Origin of the sequence: Blautia sp. AF26-2 (assembly GCF_003460955.1) — a bacterium.
Taxonomy (GTDB): domain Bacteria; phylum Bacillota; class Clostridia; order Lachnospirales; family Lachnospiraceae; genus Fusicatenibacter; species Fusicatenibacter saccharivorans.
Genome location: NZ_QTWD01000001.1, coordinates 365,640 through 384,253 on the forward strand (window position 1 = coordinate 365,640; position 18,614 = coordinate 384,253).

The window sequence follows — 18,614 nt, forward strand, 5'->3', positions numbered from 1 at the left end:
GCCTGCAGGGCAGAAAAAGGAGCCAGGCAGGCGGCAGGGAAAAATTTTGCAAAAAAATGAAAAAACTTGTTGACGTACGAGATTTTTCTGGTATAATAAGAACAGTGCAAAAAATACCCATACAGTTGTATTATGCACAATCTACAACTGGAGGGAGGTTAGGTGTGAGACTATGTCAAATGTAATCGTTAAAGAAAACGAAACGTTGGACAGCGCTTTACGCAGATTTAAGCGTAGCTGTGCAAAAGCTGGCATTCAGCAGGAGATTCGTAAAAGAGAGCATTACGAGAAACCAAGTGTTCGTCGTAAAAAGAAATCTGAAGCTGCCAGAAAACGTAAGTATAATTAATGTGCAAAAAATCCCCGGCGATCTGTTTTGCCGGGGATTTTTATACTTGTAACTTAAAGTCGCAGGTTTTGACAAAACAGCAAGGCGGTGACAAATGAGAATTTTGTACAAAATAGCAAACAAGCTGTTTCGTATCGTGAAAAAGATTCTGAAGCTGCTTACCAGCCGTATGGTCATTATCGGTGTTGCACTTCTTCTGGAATTTTGCTGGCTGGCCGGAATTATGATGCAGCTCAATGAAAAATCTGTCTACATCAACTATGCGGTCACGATCCTTTCCCTGATTGCAGTGCTTTCGATTATCAATAATCCGAAAATGAATCCCGGCTACAAACTGATGTGGGCAGTCTGTATCCTGGCGCTTCCGGTAACCGGAATCTGCCTGTACGGCATTCTCGGCCATTCCAGTGTGGCAAGAAAATTCCGTACACATTACGATACAGTTCTGCTTTCGCAGGGAGGCGTTCTTGGAGAGGAAGAAGAGACGCGTAAAAAGCTCGAGGAAGAAAATATCCTGGCAGCGGGGCAGTCTTCCTATCTGACCAATTATGCGCATTATCCTGTTTATGAAAACACAGAAACAGAGTATTACCCGCTGGGAGATGTATGGTTTGAGCACTTTATTGAGGAACTCAAAAAGGCAGAACACTACATTTTTATGGAATATTTCATCATCAGCGAGGGGTATCTGTGGGATACGGTGCTGGAGATTCTGAAGGAAAAAGCGGCCGCCGGTGTGGATGTGCGGCTGATTTACGATGATTTCGGCTGCGTGACGACGCTGCCGTATCAGTATTATAAATCGCTGCAGCAGATGGGCATCAAGTGTGCGGCGTTCAATCAGTTCCGACCGGTGCTGAATGTCATTTTAAATAACCGTGACCACCGGAAAATTGCCGTGATCGACGGTCATACGGCTTTCACGGGCGGCATTAATCTTGCGGACGAATACATTAACCGCAAGGAGCGGTTCGGCCACTGGAAGGATTCCGGAATCTGTCTGCATGGTGAGGCGGTATGGAGTTTTACGGTGATGTTTCTGCAGATGTGGAGCACAATCACCGGTATGGAATGCAATTTCGAATCATACCGGCCGGAGATCTATCACGAGGAAGCGTTTAAAAAAGACGGTTTTGTGCAGCCGTACGGCGATTCCCCGCTGGATGGAGAGACAGTAGGCGAGCATGTTTATCTGAACATTATTTCACAGGCGAAAAAATATCTTTATATTTTTACTCCGTATCTGATTCCGGACAACGAGACGCTGACCGCTCTCTGCATGGCGGCAAAGCGCGGAGTCGATGTGCGGATTGTAACGCCGGGCATCCCGGATAAGAAGATTGTCTATATTCTGACGCAGGCCAATTACGAGATCCTGCTGGAATCCGGCGTTCAGATGTACCAGTATACGCCGGGCTTTATCCATTCCAAGAGCTTTGTCTGTGATGATGAAGTTGCGACGGTCGGAACGATCAACATGGATTACCGGAGCATGTACCTGCATTTTGAGTGCGGTGTCTGGATGTACGGCAGCAGTGCGGTTGCCCAGGTAAAAGAGGATGCGCTGACCACGTTTGAACAGTGTGAGCAGATCAATATGGACTACTGCCGAAAGAAAAATTTTGCAGTCCGTGCACTCCGCGGTGCGCTGAAGTTTCTGGCACCGCTGCTGTAAACGGAACAGACAGCATAGTTCTGCGGTCGTCTGCATAGCCTGTAGGGAAGAAAGAGCAGATGTTTCGGGGGAATATGAAGAGAAGAACACGAAATATCGTCTGGAGCCTGCTGATGATCCTGGCGCTTCTTGCAGCGCCCTTGAAAGTGACTGCGGCAGAGCAGAATGGAGAATCTTCCGACAAGCAGCAGAACGAAACAACGGAACAGAAAACAGAAGAGACGGAGGAGACAGCACCGGAGATGACACCGGACCTTGGGCTGACTTCGCCGTCTGTTCTTTTGATGGAGGCACAGACCGGAACTGTTCTGTACGAGAAAAATGCGTCGGAACAGCGAAGCCCGGCGAGCATCACAAAAATCATGACGCTGCTGCTGATTTTTGAAGAGCTCGAAAAAGGGACGCTCCAGCTGACCGACGAAGTGACGACGAGTGCGCACGCCAGAAGTATGGGCGGGTCCCAGGTTTTTCTGGAAGAGGGCGAAAAGCAGACCGTTGAGACGATGATCAAGTGTATTGTCGTTGCTTCGGGAAACGATGCATCTGTAGCGATGGCAGAGCATATTGCGGGGACAGAAAGCGAGTTTGTCAGCCGGATGAACCAGAAAGCAAAAGAACTCGGCATGAACGACACGAAGTTTGAGGACTGCTGCGGCCTCACGGATTCCGACGGCCATTACACGACAGCGGCAGATGTGGCGAAAATGTCTCGGGAGCTGATCGAGCGCTTTCCGCAGATCCTGAACTATTCCTCTATCTGGATGGAAGAGATTACGCATGTCACACAGAAGGGAAGCAAACCATTCACCCTCACCAATACAAATAAGCTGATCCGCGGCTATGAGGGCTGTGTGGGACTGAAAACAGGAAGCACCTCGAAGGCGAAGTACTGCGTCTCGGCAGTGGCGAAGAAAAATGATCTGACAATGCTGGCAGTCGTGATGGGAGCACCGGACTACAAGGTGCGGTTTGCAGATGCGGCGTCACTGTTCCAGTATGGGTTTTCGTCCTGCAGCATCTACATAGACCGGGAACGCGATCCCCTGCCGGAACTTTCGGTTGTTTATGGAAAGCAGGATACGGCAGAACTGGAATATGCGGAAGAATTCCGCTATCTTGCGACGGGCGGGACGGTGATCGGTGAAGTGGAAAAAACGATAGAACTGCCGGAAGAGGTGCAGGCCCCTATCCAGAAAGGCGAGTGTGCCGGAAGAGTTGTTTACAAAGCAGACGGTGAGGAACTTGGTTCCGTTGCGATTTTATATGGAGCAGACGTGGCAAGAGCCGGCATGTGGGACCTGTTCGGATGTACGATGAAACAATATTTTCTTGGGACGGCATAAAGCCGGAGTATCATGCGCGAAAAGGAGAAAAACATGGCAAAGAAAAATTACTATGCGGTAAAACAGGGAAAGGTTCCGGGCATCTACCGGACATGGGATGCGTGCAAAGCGCAGGTACACGGTTATCCTGGCGCAATTTACAAGGGATTTGAGCGTCTGGAGGAGGCAGAGGCCTTTCTGGGCGGCGGTAAAATGCCGGAATCATTGCTGCGGGAAACAAAAGGAACGTATTCCGCTGCCCCGGAACGAAAGGCAGTACAGAGCACGGCAGCACCCGATCCTTCTTCTTGGGACTGGGAACACCTGATTCTGGCAGAAAAACCATGCGAAGACCCGGAATACGCCGGTGTCGGCAGGAGCGCCGTCGCATACGTGGATGGAAGCTATCAGCATGCGCTCGGAAAGTTCTCCTGCGGTGTGGTCCTCTTCCTGGACGGAAAAGAGTTGAATCTTGCAGAAGAATACAGCGACCCGGATCTCGTCTCCATGCGGAATGTGGCAGGCGAGATCAAGGGCGCAGAGCTGGCCATGGCTTACTGCCTGACACATGATATTCCGGAGCTGGCCATCTATCACGATTACCAGGGAATCGCAAGCTGGTGTACGAGAGAATGGCAGGCGAAAAAACAGGGAACCATCGATTACCGGAATTTTTACGATCTGGCATCGGCCAAAGTTGCGATCCGCTTCTGCAAAGTAAAGGGCCACACCGGCGTCACCTACAACGAAAAAGCCGATCAGCTGGCAAAACAGGCATTGGGCTTATAAACAGCAGGGAAAACGGGTTGTCATACACCGAAAAATCAAGTATAATGAACGGTATGAGAAAATTTACAACGACCTATTACAAACTTTCGTCAAATGGAAAATTTCTGGAAGGAAACGGTTTTCGTCTGGCGTTTATCAGTGATCTTCACAATATGGAGTTTGGCCCGGATAACACGGTGTTAAAGGCAGTCATCGATGAGGCGGCTCCGGATCTTGTCATCATCGGCGGGGACCAGATTGTGGCAAAGCCGGGGGAGAACCTCGACCCGGGTCTGAGTTTCGCGGAACGTCTTGCGGAGGAATACCAGGTAATCTATGGCTGCGGAAACCACGAATACCGTCTGAAGCTGTATCCGGAACAGTACGGCGATCTGTATGAAAAGCTCCGGGAGCGCCTGAAAAAGGCAGGAATCTGCTATCTGGAAAATGAGACGGCGGATCTTACCATCAGCGGCTGTCCGGTCCGGATCTACGGCTATGCCATGGACCGCACCTATTACAACCGCTTTTACCGCGGACCGCTGCCGGTTTCGGAACTGACGGACCATCTTGGAAAACCGGATCCGGCGCGCTACGGCATTCTGCTGGCGCATCACCCTGCCTACCGCAGCTCCTATGCATCATATGGAGCCGATCTGACGCTTTCCGGCCATTATCACGGCGGCGTGGTGGGCCTTGGCGCGCACCGGGGGCTTGTGACGCCGGATTTCCGCCTTTTTTCGAAAAACTGCCGCGGGCTGTTCCTGACGGGCGGCACCTGCCAGATCATCAGTGCAGGAACGGGCGAACACACCATTCCGGTCCGCATCTGGAACAGAAGAGAATTGATTATTACAGATATCGGGAAAACGTAAGGGAGAACAGAGCACATGGCGATACCAGTAAAGCTTCCGGTGTTTGAAGGACCGCTGGACCTTCTTCTTCACCTGATCGATAAAAACAAAATAGATATTTACGATATCCCCATTGTAGAGATTACGGACCAGTATCTGGAATACATTCATCAGATGGAGCGGGAAGACCTCGACATCATGAGCGAGTTCATGGTCATGGCGGCGACGCTTCTGGATATCAAATGCCGCATGCTGCTTCCGAAAGAAGTGAATGAGGAAGGCGAGGAAGAGGACCCGAGAGCCGAGCTGGTGCAGCAGCTTTTAGAGTACAAAATGTACAAGTACATGTCGTACGAGCTGCGTGACCGCATGAACGAGGCGAGCCGTTCCGTGTACAAGGAGCCGACGCTTCCAAGAGAAGTGCTGGAGTACAGGACGCCGGTCGACACCTCCGAGCTTCTCTCGCAGATTTCTCTCGCGAAGCTCCATACGATCTATAAAATGATTTTAAAGCGCCAGGAGGACAAGATCGACCCGATCCGAAGCAAGTTCGGAAAGATCGAAAAAGAAGAGGTCAGCCTGCCGGACAAGATGACGTATGTCGAGCAGTTTGCTGTTAAAAAACGCCGCTTCAGCTTCCGCGACCTTTTGGAATCCCAGCCGGGCAAGGTGCATGTGATTGTCACCTTCCTTGCAATCCTGGAGCTGATGAAAACCGGCAAAATCCGGATCAGCCAGGAGGAGCTTTTCGGGGATATCCTGATTGAATCCCTGGAGGATGAAGACACCGTAGTTGTGCCGTATACAGACGAGACAGACAGTGAGGACAAGACAGATGGAAGAACAGAACAGGAATAAAGAAACTGCCCTGGGTGAGGCAAGACGCCCCTCTTCGGTCGAGGAGGCGGAAGCAGCCATCGAGGCAGTCCTTTTTGCGATGGGAGATTCCGTGGAGCTGGGAAGGATTGCAAAAGCGATCGGCCATGACACGGAGACGACCCGCAGGATTCTGAACCATATGATGGAAAAATATAATACGAAAGACCGCGGCATCCACATCGTGGAGCTTGAAAATGCGTATCAGATGTGCACGAAACAGGAATATTATGATTATCTTGTCAACATCGCCATGCAGCCGAAGAAGGCGGTTCTGACCGACGTCATGATGGAGACTCTCTCGATCATTGCCTACAAGCAGCCGGTCACGAAGCAGGAGATCGACAAGATCCGCGGCGTCAAGAGCGATCACGCGGTCAACAAACTGGTGGAGTACAATCTGGTGCAGGAGCTTGGCCGTCTCGACGCGCCGGGCCGCCCGATTGTGTTCGGCACGACCGAAGAATTCCTGCGGAACTTCGGCGTCGATTCCACCGACAATCTGCCGGAGATCAGTCCGGTCAAGATGGAGGACTTCCGCGCAGAAGTGGAAGAGGAAATGCAGATCAAGCTGGATGTCTGATCCGGCAGGAGAAAAAAGAAGGGAGATACCGATATGCCTACTACGTACGCACACGACAGGTTCGGAAGAGAAGTCTATGAACAGCTTCCGGCAAATTTGAAAAAGATCATTCGAGAAAACAAAAAATTGTATCTGATCGGACTGCACGGGCCGGATATCTTCTTTTATTACCATCCGTTCTCGAAAAACCGTGTGTCTGATTACGGAACGCTTCTGCATGAGCAGACGGCTTCCGTTCTGTTCGAGGATGAGGTGAAAAAGTATCAGCAGAGCCCGTCAGAGGCGATGGAAGCGTATCTGTTAGGCTTTGCCTGCCATTACCTTCTCGATTCGACGTGTCATCCGTATATCGGGAAATTTGTGGATCACACTGGAATTTCCCATGCAAAGATTGAGACGAGCCTTGACCAGTACTTCATGCTGGAGGACGGCCTCGATCCGCTCGTATACCGTCCGGCATCGCCGATCTGCCCGCACACCGACGGCAACAAGGTCATCCACCGCTGTTTTCCGGAAATCGGGGAAACAGAAATTGTCGAATGCCTGAAGGGCATGAAGCTCTGGACGAGAATCACGATCTGCCGCAGCAGTGCGGTAAGAAGCCTTCTTCTTGGAGCGATGAAACTGGTCGGCTGCTATGATTCGATGGGCGGCCGTGTGATGCCTGGAAGGCCTCAGAAGGAATGCGAAGCGGGCACACGGAATCTTGTCCACCTGTACGAAAGAGCGCTTGCAGAGGCGCCGCAGGAGCTTGTAAAGCTGGATGAAGTGCTCCATGGAAACGGAACGCTTTCTCCGCGCTTTGACCACAATTTTGATTAAAACAGACTTTTGAGAGCAACAGTAAGAATAGAAAAATCCCGGCAGGAATCTTTCCTAAGAATTCCTGACCGGGATCTTTTTTTGTCCGAAAGCAGATCTTTAATTTGATTTTACTTCACGCCACAGCTGGTTGTAAACCTCATCGGCATCATCGCCAAGATACGTAAAGGTTTCGCACCGTGCAAGCGTTTCCTCATCCGGGAAGGCGATTTCACTGTTTCGGATATCGTCATCCTCAATCAGTTCACGCGCCGCATCATTCGGCGTAGAGTAGGTAATATACTCAAAGTTTTTCAGTGCGATGTCCGGCCGGCAGAGGAAATTCAGGAATTTCTCTGCGTTCTCGACATGCTGCGCATCTTTTGGAATGCACCAGGAATCGATCCAGACGTTAGAGCCTTCTTTTGGAACAACGTATTCCAGATCCGGGTTTTCACGCTTCGTGTAGATAGCTTCACCGGAGTAAATAACGCCGATAGCCGCCTCATTTCCGATCATCTTGTCACGCACCTGATCCACAACGTACGCCTGCACGAGAGGTTTTTGTGTCACAAGCAGATCTTTCGCCTCCGTCAGCTCCTTGATATTGGTGGAGTTTAAGGAGTATCCCAGATCCTTTAAAGCAACAGCAAACGCATCGCGCACGCTGTCCTGCATCAGAATGCTGTCGCGGTAATTGGTATCCCACAGAACAGACCAGGAGTCGATCGGCTCGGTTACCATTTTTTTGTTGTACAGAATACCAACTGTTCCCCAGCAGTACGGGATCGAGTAGAGATTGCCCGGGTCGAACTGCTCGGAAGTCTCGTAGTACATATCTCCAATGTTGGAAGCGTTCGGAATATGGTCAAAGTTGATCGGCTGCAGCAGATCGTTCTGGATCATCTTCTGAATCATATAGTCGGACGGGCAGACAAGATCGTAGGAAATCGCACCGGATTTGATCTTCGGATACATGATTTCGTTCGTCTCATACTCCTCGTAAACAACGTGGATACCGGTTTCTTCCTCAAAGATATCGATGACATCAGAATCCATATATTCGCCCCAGTTGTACACAATCAGCTGCTGGGAGCCGCCGGCTGAAGCATTCTGGCTTCCGTAGTAAATACCGCCGCCGCCGATGACAAGCACCATGGCGATCGGAAGAATCCGGCGGAAGACCACACGTTTCGTGATGCGGAAACGGATGCCCTTCTTCGCCATAGCCTCGCGCTCTTTTGCCTCCTCTTTTTCTTCCTTCGGAGAAGGATTCACATTCACAAGGAGCAGCAGAAGCAGTACGGTAACAAAAAGAATCGTGGAGAGCGAGTACATCTCCGGCTTGATTCCCTTGCGGACTTCGGCATAAATCTTTGTGGAGAGCGTATCAACGCCCGGTCCCTTGGTAAAGTAGGTGATAACGAAATCATCGAGGGACATCGTAAAGGAGAGCAGAAAGCCCGAAACAACGCCTGGCATGATGTCCGGGAAGATAACTTTCCAGAATGCATACAGCGGAGAGGCACCAAGATCGAGAGCTGCCTCGTACGTCGATTTGTTCGTCTGCTTTAATTTCGGCATAACGCTCAAGATAACGTAAGGAACATTGAACGTAATATGTGCCATCAGAATGGTACCGAATCCAAGCTGAATGCGGCAGATGATAAAGAGCAGCATCAACGAGATACCCATGACGATCTCACCGTTCAGCATCGGAATATTGGTGATGCCCATGAAAACCGTCCGGCTCTTTTTCGACATGCTGTTGATGCCGATGCACGCAAGCGTTCCCAGCACAGTCGCAATCGCAGAGGCAAGAAGCGCGATGATCAGTGTCGTATACAGCGCATTCATGATCTCTGTATTGGCAAACAGTGAGCGGTACCAGTGCAGGGTAAAGCCGCCCCATTTGGCACGCGTTTTTGAATCATTAAAGGAGAGCACCACAAGGGTGACAATCGGCGCATACAGAAGAATAAAAATGAGTGCCATGTAAATTTTTTCCAGTTTCTTTCTCAAAATGCCGTTCCCTCCCCGTCTTTATCGTATTTGTTCATCAGAACCATCGACAGGATGATGAAGATCATCAGGACTGTGGAGAGTGCACTTCCGGCATTCCAGTTGTTGGTCTGTTTGAACTCCTGCTCGATGACGTTTCCGATCAGAAGGATCTTGCTTCCGCCGAGCAGGTCGGAAATAACAAAGGTTGTAAGCGCCGGGATGAATACCATGGTAATACCGCTTACGATACCCGGCGTGGTGAGCGGCAGCGTTACTTTCAGAAACGTCTGCACACTGTTTGCTCCGAGGTCCCTTGCTGCGTTGATGACATCACGGTCGATCTTAATCAGAACATTGTAGATCGGCAGAACCATAAACGGCAGGAAGTTGTACACCATACCGAGAATGATCGCTCCCGGTGTATTGATGATAGAAATGCCGGGCAGATGGAAAAACGCGAGGATGCTGTTGATGACGCCGTTTTTCTCAAGCAGTGTCTGCCATGCAAGCGTACGGAGCAGAAAATTCATCCACATCGGGAGAATGAAGATCAGCACAATAAAGCTGGTCTGATTGACATTCCGGTTTGCCAGAATCATGGCAAGCGGATAGGCAAGCAAAAGACAGAGCGCGGTGCTAAGAAGCGACAGCCACAGCGCCAGGCCGAGTGCCTTGATGTTTTCCTTCGTCGCAACGTAGGCGAAATTCGAAAGGGTAAAGCCGCCTTCTTCCCCGGTGAACGCATAGTAGAGAATCAGGATCAGCGGGATGATGATGAAACCGGCAGCCCAGACGGCATACGGTGCTGCCAGCCATTTCTTTAATTTATTACTCTTCAATGGCTGCCGCCTCCTCATCTTCGGATTCCGGTTTGTTCATAATCTGGATATCGAACGGATCGACGTGAATGCCGACTTCCTGTCCGACCGGGAACAGATCGGTAGAGTGAACGAGAAGCTCAAAGCCGTTCACCGTAACCTCCATCTCATAGTGAACACCTTTGAAAATCAGATGGGTGACACGTCCGCGGATGGTACCTTCCTCCGGCTTCACAAGATCAATATCCTCCGGGCGGATCACAACGTCGATCGGTTTGTTTTTGCCGAATCCGACATCAACGCACTCGAACTTCGCACCGAGAATCTCGACGAGACGGTCCTCAATCATGATGCCGTCGAGAATGTTGCTGTCACCGATGAAGTCTGCAACGAATGCGTTCTGCGGCTCATTGTAGATGTCTTCCGGTGTGCCGATCTGCTGGATATAACCCTGGTTCATGACAACAATCGTGTCCGACATAGTAAGCGCCTCTTCCTGATCATGGGTGACATAGACAAAGGTGATACCAAGCTCGTTTTTCAGACGGATCAACTCGTACTGCATATCCTGACGGAGCTTTAAGTCAAGTGCGCCGAGCGGCTCATCCAGAAGCAGAACTTTTGGTTCGTTGACAATCGCGCGCGCAATGGCGATTCGCTGCTGCTGGCCGCCGGAGAGAAGCGCCGGGGAGCGGTTTTCGTAACCCTCAAGGTTAACAAGTTTTAATGCGTATTTGATTTTGTCATCGATATATGCTTTGGATTTTCCTTTGATTTTCAGCCCGAAAGCAATGTTTTCCGCAATTGTCATATGCGTGAAAAGAGCATATTTCTGGAACACCGTATTTAACTGGCGTTTGTTCGGCGGAAGCTGGGTGATATCCTGTCCGTTAAATAAAACCTTTCCGGCATCCGGTGTCTCAAAACCGCCGAGGATACGTAATGTGGTTGTTTTTCCGCAGCCGCTCGGGCCAAGGAGGGTAAGAAATTCGTTTTCACGGATATAAAGATTCAGATCATCCAGAATGGTAACTCCGTCGTACGATTTTGTGATGTTGACCAGATCAAGTAATTTGGTACTCATGTGTAATATGCTCCTTTCGGGTTGTGAAATTTGGAACACCGTTTCTCGTGAAAATCACGCGGTGTAAAAAATCTAAAAATAAGGCGGTGAACTGACCCAGAGAATGATGGCCGGTGTTTTACCCGGATTTTCCAGATAGTGATTACAGGAAGCGGGATAGTAGAAGCTTTCCCCTTTCTTCACTTTGTGGCATTCATCTCCAAGATGAAGGAGAATACGGCCGGAAAGTACATAGCCGAATTCCTCGCCTTCATGCGGTGAATCAATCTCGGTGCACGCGCCGCTTTGCAGCGTCAGCCGGATTGGCTCCATCCTGTTTTTCTGTGCATTCGGAACGATCCATGCGATCTCGTTGCCCTGCGCTTCAGCGGTCTTTACAAAGTAATCTTCTTCGCAAAAGACAACCTGATTGTCCTGCTCTTCGCCGAAAAACGTTTTTAGATCCGTTCCAAGGCAGGTAAGAACATCAACCAGCGTGGCGATCGAGGGAGAGGTCACATCGTTTTCAAGCTGGGAAATAAATCCCTTTGACAGCTCGCTCCGATCTGCCAGTTCCTCCTGCGTCAGCCCTTTCCACATCCGCAGTTCCCTGATTTTTTTTCCGATTTCCATAAAAAATCCTTTCTGCATCCAAAGTCTTTCCCGGGATCCTTTTGCTGAATACGGATTCTCAGGAAATCTCAGTAAAAATAAACAAAAAGTTTAGTAATTCTATACAAACACGGGGAATTATACATGATATGGATCGCAGTGTCAATAACTTTGTGAAATTTTACCATGATTTTGCAGGAAACCTCATATAATGAAGAAGAAGCAGACAAAAAGCCGGTCCCAAAAGAGCGTCCGGCTTTTCCATTTTTAAAGAGAAAAAACACAAGGGGGATCTGATTTTGAACAGAAAAAGAAGAAACAAGACAGGTTTTTTCCTGGGAATCCTGCTTCTGTTTTTGGGAAGTGTGTCCGTGACTGCGACAGAGCAGGAGAGCGAGCCGAATCAGCTGTTTGCAACGGCGGCATGCCTGATGGATGGCGATACCGGCCGTGTGCTGTTCGGAAAACGCGAGACAGATCCTATGGCAATGGCGAGCACAACGAAAATCATGACATGCATTCTGGCACTGGAAAACGGACAAGAGCAGACGGTCGCAACTGCATCGGCTAAAGCAGCCGCAGCGCCGAAAGTACATCTCGGTGTGCGGGAGGGAGAACAGTTTCTGCTTGGCGATCTTCTGTATTCCCTGATGCTGGAATCGCATAACGACGCGGCGGTAATGATTGCAGAGACCATCGGCGGAAGTGTAGAGGAATTTGCATCGCTTATGAATGAAAAAGCCGCAGCAATCGGCTGTACGGATACGCATTTTGTGACGCCGAACGGTCTCGATGCTTCTGACGCAGGCGGAGATCACCACACGACAGCAGCTGATCTGGCACGGATCATGCGATACTGTGTCTGGATTTCACCGAAAGCCGCCCAGTTTCTCGCAGTGACGCAGACGCGGTCCTATACCTTCTGGGATCTGGAAAAGAAAAACATGTTCAACTGCTATAATCACAACGCACTGCTGGATCAGATGGATGGAGCTGTTTCGGGAAAAACCGGCTTCACGGCAAAAGCCGGTTACTGTTATACCGGTGCGCTGGAGCGGGATGGAAAGCGTCTGATTGTGTCGTTGCTTGCATGCGGATGGCCCAGCCATAAAAACTATAAATGGGCGGATGCCGCAAAGCTTTTAAACTACGGGCTGGAATCGTATATGTATCGTGACGTGCTGGACCATAGCTGGAACCCAGGGCAGATTGAAGTAGCAGACGGTGTTTACGACGGGATGCTGCAGGTAAAAAGCAGCGCCCGCCTTACCCTTACAAGTCCGGCGCTTGATCCGGCGCGCTCGCTTCCCGCTCTTCTGAAAGAGACAGAAATACCGGAAAAAGACATTTTTTTACCGGAGCTTTTGAAAGCCCCGGTAAAGAAAGGAGAAAAGGTCGGTTCGGTTACGTATTCGATCGACGGGATTCTTCTCGCGGAATATCCCGTCTATGCAGCCGAAACGATCGAGAAAATTGATTATGGGTGGTGCATGGAAAAGGTCGCAGAGCGCCTCTTTTGTCACTCTTCGGTATGAGTTACTTTTGCAAGTGTTTCCGTTGAAAGAATTTTCCGGATATTGCAGAGAAACAGCGTAACGGCAGTGATAACAGAACATACATCAGCGATCGGTTCTGCATAGTAAACGCCCATGACACCGAAGAAATGCGGCAGAATGAGTGCAAGCGGAATCAGAAGGATGACTTTTCGAAGCAGTGCAATAAAAAGAGAAATCTTCGCCTGGCCAAGACCGAGGAAGGAACTCTGTACGCCGCTCTGCAGTCCGAAAATTGCCATGCCGGCAATGTAAACCGGAAGTACCTTCTCTACGATGACAATCAGTTCCGGGTCAGTCGTGAAAAGACCGGCAAAAAGAGCCGGACGAAGCATTGCGAATACAACGTAGACGAAAGCGGCAGTAAAAGTAATGGCGATCATGCGCCGGATTGTCTGGCGGACACGGTCAAACTGGCCTGCACCAAAGTTGTAGCTGATGATCGGCTGTACACCGTTCGTAAAGCCGTTGACCGGTACGAAAATCAGCTGCAGCACCGACTGGAGAATTGTCATCGAGCCGACATAGAGGTCGCCGCCGTACGTCTGTAGCCCGTGGTTCATGACGATTGTGATGGCACTTTCCGTTGCAGACATGATAAATGGTGAGATGCCGAGTGCCATGACAGAGCCTAAAATGGAAAAATCCGGTTTCATGGTGCGAAGAGAAAGGCGGACACCTGATTTTTTTGAGGTAAGAAACCGAAGAACCCATGCAGCACTTAAAGCCTGGGAGAGAATGGTAGCAAGTGCGGCCCCGGAAACACCCATATGAAGAACGAAGATGAAAACCGGGTCAAGACCAATGTTGATAACAGCGCCAATGAGAACGGAGCACATGGCCGTGCGTGCGTGTCCCTGACAGCTGATAAAAGTATTCAATCCGACAGCCAGCTCGACAAATACGGTTCCGACAAGATAAATGGAAATATACGTGGAAGCGTATCGGATTGTGTTGCTGCTTGCACCAAAGAGGTACAGAAGCGGTGTCTGAAAGAAAAAGAAAAACGCCATCAGACACACGGAGAAAAAGAGCAGCAGGGAAGTGGAGCTTCCAAGAATTTTTTCTGCGCGGTCCCGGTTTTTCTGTCCGAGTGCGATGGCGGCAAGAGGAGCACCGCCTCCACTTGCGAATCCGGCAAAGGCGGAGATGATTGTGATAATCGGAAACGTGACGCCGACACCGGTCAGTGCCAGGGAACCAACATCAGGAATCCGGCCGATATAAATGCGGTCTACAATGTTATATAGTACATTTACAATCTGTGCGAGGACAGAGGGAAGGGCCAGTTCGAGCATCAGTTTCCCGATTTTTTCGGTGCCGAGACGGCCATCTTGCTTGGTCTGCATGAAAAAAACCTCCAGTTTTTTTGTTGATGAAACGTATATTTTTCTGCGTCCTTTTCGTGGACATTGCTTCTATTATAGCTTTTTAAGGGCAATCCTGCAAGAAAAAAACGAAAAACTTTGCAATCCGTTGTGAAAGTCTACAGGCTTTTCCCGGAAACGCAAAACAGGGTGTACGGAAGAAAAAAAATATGGTACGCTATAGGACGAAGCGAAAGTGATTTCGTGAAAAACTTTTAGAAAGTAGTGGGAATAGATGGAGGAAAATCATATGCGAAATCTGTTAGTAGCGCAGTCTGGCGGACCGACCGCGGCGATCAATGCAACGGTGGCAGGAGTTGTTTCCTGTGCTGTACTGTCCGGAAAAGTAGATCATATTTATGGTGCGGTAAATGGAATTGAAGGCGTGCTTGCAGAAAAATTTCTTGATCTTGGAAAAAAACTGGATTCAGCAGAAAAAATCTCTCTTCTGATGCAGACCCCGGCAGCAGCGCTTGGCTCCTGTCGTTATAAACTGGGCGATCCGGAAGAAAACAAGGAGGATTTTGAAGAAATACTTCAAATTTTTCGCAGACATGAGATCCGTTATTTTATTTATATCGGCGGAAATGATTCGATGGATACCGTAGACAAGATGTCAAAGTACTGCAAAGAAAACGGTGTGGACGATGTGTTTGTTGTCGGGGCGCCAAAGACGATTGACAATGATCTTGTCGAAACGGATCACTGCCCGGGCTTTGGATCTGCGGCAAAATATCTGGCAGCAACCTTTGCAGAGCTGGAGAGAGACTGCCATGTATATGAAAAGAAGGCTGTGACCATCGTGGAGGTCATGGGAAGAAACGCAGGATGGCTGACGGCAGCGTCTGCACTGTCCCGTGTCAACGGCGGAGAAGGGCCGAGCCTGATCTATCTTTGCGAGCCGGTCTTTGACACCGAACAGTTTTTAAAGGATGTGCAGGAAAAACTGGAACAGAAGGACAGTGTTCTGGTTGCAATCAGCGAGGGCATCCATGACAGCGAGGGCCGCTATGTTTCTGAGCAGGTGCAGAGCGATGCACAGGATCAGTTTGGGCACAGCTACATTGCAGGTTCTGCAAAAGTACTCGAAGAGCTGGTGCGTGACCGTATCGGCTGTAAGGTAAGATCGATTGAACTGAACCTGATGCAGCGGTGCGCGGCTCATCTTGCGAGTGCGACTGATCTTGAGGAGTCCCGTATGCTCGGCATGAAAGCCTGCCAGTGTGCACTGGAAAAACAGGGAGGACAGATGGCATCGATCCGAAGAATCTCCGCGGATCCTTACCGCGTGGAGTATACCTCCGTTCCGGTATCGGAAGTGGCAAATAAAGAAAAGAAAGTGCCGCTTTCCTGGATTACAGAAGATGGTCATGATGTGACCGAGGAGATGATGGCGTATCTTCGTCCGCTGATTCTTGGCGAACCGGCGATGCAGTATGAGAATGGAATTCCGGTTCACATTGAACTATATTAAACCGAAGGAAAAACGTGTAAGAAAAGCCGCCGCCGGGCGGCTTTTTTGTACGATGCGGAAAGAAAACAGGACTTTTTGAAAAAGGAAAGGCCGGGAAAAATCAAGTTTGACCTTCCATTTATAATAGGAAAAATCTGAAATTTTTCTGTCTATTTTCTGTCAAAAAGGTGAGAAAAAGTATTGAAAAAAAACGAAAAAACAGATATGATAGACTTGTATAAAATTTGTTTAAAATTTTATAATGAAAATAGAAAGATGGAGGTTTGAAGAATGAGTAACACAGCACAAAGTTTAGCGAGCACAAGAATCGCCTCTTTGCTGGATGAAAACAGCTTTGTGGAAATCGGCGGACAGGTTACTGCCAGAAGCACAGATTTCAACATGGCCGGCATGGAGACACCATCCGATGGTGTAATTACTGGTTACGGTGTGATCAACGGCAGCCTGGTATACGTATACAGCCAGGATGCGTCTGTGATGGGCGGTACCATCGGCGAAATGCATGCAAAAAAAATCGCGAGACTGTATGAGTTTGCACAGAAAACAGGTGCTCCGGTCATCGGACTGGTAGACTGTGCCGGTATGCGTCTGCAGGAGGCAACTGATGCTCTGAACGGTTTCGGCGAAATCTATATGGCGCAGGCAATGGCATCCGGCGTGATTCCACAGATCACAGCAGTATTTGGTACCTGCGGCGGCGGTATGGCACTCATCCCGGCTATGACAGACTTCACGTTCATGGAGTCTAAAAACGGAAAACTTTTCGTAAACTCCCCGAACGCACTGGACGGAAACCACGTATCCAAATGTGATACCGCATCCGCAGATTTCCAGGGCGAAGAAGCAGGTCTTGTTGACTTTGCTGGAACCGAGGAAGAAATCCTCGGACAGATCAGAAACCTGGTATCTATGCTTCCGGCAAACAACGAGGACGAAGCATACACCGAGTGCGAGGATGATCTGAACCGTGCATGTGCAGACCTTGCAAACTGCGCAGGCGATACCGGAATCCTTCTTTCCCAGCTCAGCGACAACGGCATCTATTTTGAGACCAAAGCCGCTTACGGAAAAGATGTTGTAACCGCATTCATCCAGTTAAACGGAGCAACCGTAGGAGCAGTTGCAAACCGCTCTGAAATCTACGGCGAGGACGGAACTGTAAAAGAGAAAATGGATGGAACCTTAAGCGCAAGAGGAGCCAAAAAAGCAGCAGATTTCGTAAACTTCTGCGATGCTTTCTGCATCCCGGTACTTACCATCACAAACGTAACCGGATTCAAGGCAACCAAATGCTCTGAGAGAACCATGGCTAAGAACGCAGCAGCCCTGACCGCAGCTTTCGCAAACGCAACCGTTCCGAAAGTAAACGTTGTTGTCGGCAAAGCATACGGAAGCGCATACGTTGTCATGAACAGCAAATCCATCGGAGCAGACATGGTATTTGCATGGCCGAACGCAGAAATCGGAATGATGGATGCAAAATCTGCAGCAAAGATCATGTACGAAGGATCTGACGCTGCTACCATCAACGAGAAAGCAGCTGAATATGCAACCCTTCAGAACAATGTAACTTCCGCAGCCAGAAGAGGCTATGTGGACACCATCATCGAGCCGGAAGACACCAGAAAATATGTTATCGGCGCATTCGAGATGCTGTATACCAAGAGAGAAGACAGACCGGACAGAAAACACGGAACAGTCTAAGGAAGGTGGCATACGATGAGAAAGAACTGGAAAAAATTAGTAAGTCTCGTCCTTACCGCAGCCTGCACCATGGTTGTGACCGTAGCTCCTGTTTTTGCGGATGCGGCATCTACACCGGCTTATTCACCGGTTGAGGCATCTACGGTAGATTCTCTGCTCTCCTCCAGTGTTCAGTGGGTAGGACAGAGCCTGATGACCTACAGCGATGACGATCTTGCCAATATGGAAGCTTCCGACCAGCAGTTCTATGCAAGAGCAGCTGAGGCATGGGAAGAGGCAAAGGCTGACCTCGGAGAGGTAAAAAGCCTGGAAGACGGTACTCTCGAAGTAGACGGAGATTTTGTAACCTGCACAATTCCGGGTGAATTTGAAAAAAATCCTGGTATTGTCCGCGTATTCTGGAACATCAGCACCGGAACACCAGTTCCGACCGACCTCACCATCACCGTTGAGGAGTCAAAGGGCGTTCTGATCGGCCAGGCCGGCATGAACACCATCATCGGAATCGGTACCGTATTTGTTATGCTGATTTTCCTGATTTTCGTTATTTCTTCGTTTGATTACATTTTGGGAGACAAGAAGAAGAAAAAAGCACCGGCAGCACCTGTACAGGAAGCACCGAAGGCTGTCGCAGCACCGGTTGTTGAAGAGACAGCACCGCAAGCAGACGATATGGAGCTGCAGGCTGTTATTACAGCTGCAATCGCCATGTATGAAGAAGATATGGCTTCTGCATCCGGAGATGCTTATGTTGCACGTCCGATCCGCAGAAAAGGCAAAAGAGCTTAAGG

General features: G+C 49.5%; 17 protein-coding genes. 12 read left to right on the forward strand and 5 right to left on the reverse strand.

From position 1 onward, the window contains the following. The first annotated feature begins 172 nt into the window (after positions 1 to 172). The 8 genes from rpsU (at position 173) to DWY63_RS01880 (ending at position 7,249) form a co-directional block, all read left to right on the forward strand. On the forward strand, positions 173 to 349 hold the full coding sequence (rpsU, locus tag DWY63_RS01845) for a 30S ribosomal protein S21 (protein ID WP_004222305.1): 177 nt from the start codon (positions 173 to 175) through the stop codon (positions 347 to 349). Between the two features lie 94 nt (positions 350 to 443). After that, positions 444 to 2,024: a cardiolipin synthase gene (gene cls / locus DWY63_RS01850; RefSeq protein WP_117801014.1), complete on the forward strand. Its 1,581-nt coding sequence runs from the start codon at positions 444 to 446 to the stop codon at positions 2,022 to 2,024. 74 nt (positions 2,025 to 2,098) lie between these two features. Further along, positions 2,099 to 3,367, forward strand: coding sequence for a D-alanyl-D-alanine carboxypeptidase family protein (locus tag DWY63_RS01855; RefSeq protein ID WP_242991098.1), 1,269 nt, complete (start codon positions 2,099 to 2,101; stop codon positions 3,365 to 3,367). Between the two features lie 33 nt (positions 3,368 to 3,400). Then, positions 3,401 to 4,135, forward strand: a complete 735-nt coding sequence (locus DWY63_RS01860) for a ribonuclease H1 domain-containing protein (RefSeq protein ID WP_117509011.1) — start codon at positions 3,401 to 3,403, stop codon at positions 4,133 to 4,135. Between the two features lie 53 nt (positions 4,136 to 4,188). Continuing rightward, the gene (locus DWY63_RS01865; protein ID WP_070103705.1) at positions 4,189 to 4,989 is read left to right on the forward strand and encodes a metallophosphoesterase; all 801 of its coding nucleotides are present in this window, start codon (positions 4,189 to 4,191) and stop codon (positions 4,987 to 4,989) included. A gap of 15 nt (positions 4,990 to 5,004) precedes the next feature. After that, on the forward strand, positions 5,005 to 5,826 hold the full coding sequence (locus DWY63_RS01870; RefSeq protein WP_022462320.1) for a segregation and condensation protein A: 822 nt from the start codon (positions 5,005 to 5,007) through the stop codon (positions 5,824 to 5,826). Continuing rightward, a complete protein-coding gene (scpB, locus tag DWY63_RS01875) occupies positions 5,804 to 6,427 on the forward strand; it encodes an SMC-Scp complex subunit ScpB (protein ID WP_055226398.1) in 624 nt (207 codons plus the stop codon). Before DWY63_RS01870 ends, scpB begins: the two co-directional genes overlap by 23 nt. Before the next feature lie 33 nt (positions 6,428 to 6,460). Beyond that, positions 6,461 to 7,249 carry a zinc dependent phospholipase C family protein gene (locus DWY63_RS01880; protein ID WP_055226396.1) on the forward strand — a complete coding sequence of 263 codons (789 nt, stop codon included), beginning with the start codon at positions 6,461 to 6,463 and terminating at the stop codon, positions 7,247 to 7,249. 99 nt (positions 7,250 to 7,348) lie between these two features. On the opposite strand, the gene DWY63_RS01885 is transcribed toward DWY63_RS01880, so the two are convergent. The 4 genes from DWY63_RS01885 to DWY63_RS01900 form a co-directional block, all read right to left on the reverse strand. Continuing rightward, positions 7,349 to 9,223 (reverse strand): extracellular solute-binding protein, encoded by a 1,875-nt coding sequence (locus DWY63_RS01885; RefSeq protein ID WP_442857748.1) that lies wholly within the window; start codon positions 9,221 to 9,223, stop codon positions 7,349 to 7,351. Positions 9,224 to 9,246: 23 nt separating this feature from the next. Next, positions 9,247 to 10,089 carry an ABC transporter permease gene (locus tag DWY63_RS01890; RefSeq protein WP_055218051.1) on the reverse strand — a complete coding sequence of 281 codons (843 nt, stop codon included), beginning with the start codon at positions 10,087 to 10,089 and terminating at the stop codon, positions 9,247 to 9,249. Beyond that, on the reverse strand, positions 10,061 to 11,134 hold the full coding sequence (locus tag DWY63_RS01895; RefSeq protein WP_117509007.1) for an ABC transporter ATP-binding protein: 1,074 nt from the start codon (positions 11,132 to 11,134) through the stop codon (positions 10,061 to 10,063). The genes DWY63_RS01890 and DWY63_RS01895 overlap by 29 nt, the downstream gene beginning before the upstream one ends. 72 nt (positions 11,135 to 11,206) lie before the next feature. Continuing rightward, the gene (locus DWY63_RS01900) at positions 11,207 to 11,746 is read right to left on the reverse strand and encodes a cupin domain-containing protein (RefSeq protein ID WP_055226534.1); all 540 of its coding nucleotides are present in this window, start codon (positions 11,744 to 11,746) and stop codon (positions 11,207 to 11,209) included. Between the two features lie 278 nt (positions 11,747 to 12,024). Between DWY63_RS01900 and DWY63_RS01905 the strand changes: the two genes are divergently transcribed. Further along, positions 12,025 to 13,260, forward strand: a complete 1,236-nt coding sequence (locus tag DWY63_RS01905) for a D-alanyl-D-alanine carboxypeptidase family protein (protein ID WP_226906314.1) — start codon at positions 12,025 to 12,027, stop codon at positions 13,258 to 13,260. Here the strand turns inward: DWY63_RS01905 and DWY63_RS01910 are convergent. Further along, complete coding sequence (locus DWY63_RS01910) at positions 13,245 to 14,627, reverse strand: MATE family efflux transporter (RefSeq protein ID WP_055226390.1); 1,383 nt, start codon at positions 14,625 to 14,627, stop codon at positions 13,245 to 13,247. The two genes, DWY63_RS01905 and DWY63_RS01910, sit on opposite strands and share 16 nt — an antisense overlap. Positions 14,628 to 14,895: 268 nt before the next feature. Here DWY63_RS01910 and DWY63_RS01915 point away from each other — a divergent pair, with 268 nt between their 5' ends. From DWY63_RS01915 to DWY63_RS01925, 3 genes are all read left to right on the forward strand, one after another. Continuing rightward, complete coding sequence (locus DWY63_RS01915; RefSeq protein ID WP_055226388.1) at positions 14,896 to 16,119, forward strand: 6-phosphofructokinase; 1,224 nt, start codon at positions 14,896 to 14,898, stop codon at positions 16,117 to 16,119. A gap of 270 nt (positions 16,120 to 16,389) precedes the next feature. After that, on the forward strand, positions 16,390 to 17,823 hold the full coding sequence (locus tag DWY63_RS01920) for an acyl-CoA carboxylase subunit beta (RefSeq protein ID WP_022462330.1): 1,434 nt from the start codon (positions 16,390 to 16,392) through the stop codon (positions 17,821 to 17,823). A 15-nt stretch (positions 17,824 to 17,838) separates the two neighbouring features. Continuing rightward, positions 17,839 to 18,612 (forward strand): OadG family protein, encoded by a 774-nt coding sequence (locus DWY63_RS01925; RefSeq protein ID WP_117509005.1) that lies wholly within the window; start codon positions 17,839 to 17,841, stop codon positions 18,610 to 18,612. Positions 18,613 to 18,614: the final 2 nt, after the last annotated feature.